At 71.4% G+C, this 1,562-nt stretch carries 1 protein-coding gene; it reads left to right on the plus strand.

The window, feature by feature from the left end:
• A partial coding sequence (locus ACFW6B_RS41115; protein WP_386605062.1) for an AMP-binding protein occupies positions 1-1,562 on the plus strand: 1,562 nt, incomplete at both ends.

Below are 1,562 nucleotides of genomic sequence, written 5' to 3' on the forward strand. Positions count from 1 at the left end.
GGTGACCCGACCTTCGCCGAGCTGGTGGCCCGGGTCCGTGAGACGGACCTGGCGGCCTACGCCCACCAGGACATCCCCTTCGAACGCCTCGTGGAGGCCGTCAACCCGCAGCGCTCCGCTGCCCGCCACCCCCTCTTCCAGGTGACGCTCGCCATGGGCATCGGCGACGGGAGCCGGGCCTCCGACGCCCTGCGTCTGACCGGCCTCACCGCCGAGGGGATCGCGGTCGCAGATGCCACCGCAAAGGTCGACCTCGGCTTCCACCTGCAGGACCTGCGCGGTGCCCAGATACCCGGCGGTCTCCTCGGGGCCCTGGAATACAGCGCGGACCAGTTCGACCGTACGACGGCCGAGTCCATGGTCCGCCGGTTCGCCCGCCTGCTCGACGCCGTGGCGGCAGCGCCGCTGCGTCCGATCAGTGAACTCGACGTACTGGAACCCGGTGAACGACACCTGCTGTTGAGCGAGTGGAACGACACCGCCGACGACACCCGTCAGCGCACTCTGCCCGCGCTGTTCGAGGAGCAGGTGGCGCACACCCCGCTGGCCATCGCGGTCGAATCAGGCGACACCCGACTCTCCTACCGGGAGCTGAACGGCCGCGCCAACCGCCTGGCCCACCATCTGATCGCCCTGGGGATCGGCCCGGAGAGCCTCGTGGCCCTCTCGGCGGAGCGCTCGGAGCAGTGGATCGTGGCCATGCTCGCGATTCTCAAGTCGGGTGCCGCCTATCTGCCGCTCGACCCGTCCTACCCAGCCGACCGGGTGCGCTACATGCTCGACGACGCGCGCCCCGACCTGGTGCTGGCGCAGCAGACGACGGCGCGCGTCGTCGCCGAGCAGAGCGACCCGCTCCGGTGCCTGCTACTGGATGACGCCGAGACTCTCGCCGCCCTGGCCGCGGCGGCCGCGACCGACCCGACCGACGAGGACCGCACGGCGGCGCTCGGCGTCGGCCATCCGGCCTACGTCATCTACACGTCGGGCTCCACCGGCCGCCCCAAAGGCGTCGTCGTCCCGCACACCGGTGTGGCCTCTGTGATGGGGGAGCACATCCGGCGGGCCGAACTCGGCACCGGCAGCAGGGCGCTGCAGGTCCTCTCCCCGAACTTCGACGCGGCGGTCGCGGACATGACGCAGACCCTGCTCTCGGGAGCCACGCTCGTGCTCGTCCCCCTCGGCGAACGTCCGACAGGCGACGAACTGGCCGCCCTGATCACCGCCGGCGGCATCACCCACATCATGCTTCCGCCGCCCGTGCTCGCCACGGTTCCGGCGGACCGGGTGCCCACCCTGCGTACGGTCATCACCGGCGGCGAGGCCTTTGCCGTGGAGCTGGCCCAGCGCTGGACCGAGGGCAGCCGTCGGGTGATCGACGCGTACGGCCCGACCGAGGCGACCGTCACGGCGACCATGAGCGATCCCCTCGCACACGGACAGATCCCGCACATCGGGCGGCCAATCGCCAACACGCGGGTGTTTGTGCTGGATGGTGCGTTGCGGCCGGTGCCGGTGGGTGTGGCGGGTGAGCTGTATGTCGCGGGTGACGGGCTGGCGCGTGG

Source organism: Streptomyces sp. NPDC058751 (assembly GCF_042746485.1).
Classification (GTDB): Bacteria; Actinomycetota; Actinomycetes; order Streptomycetales; family Streptomycetaceae; genus Streptomyces.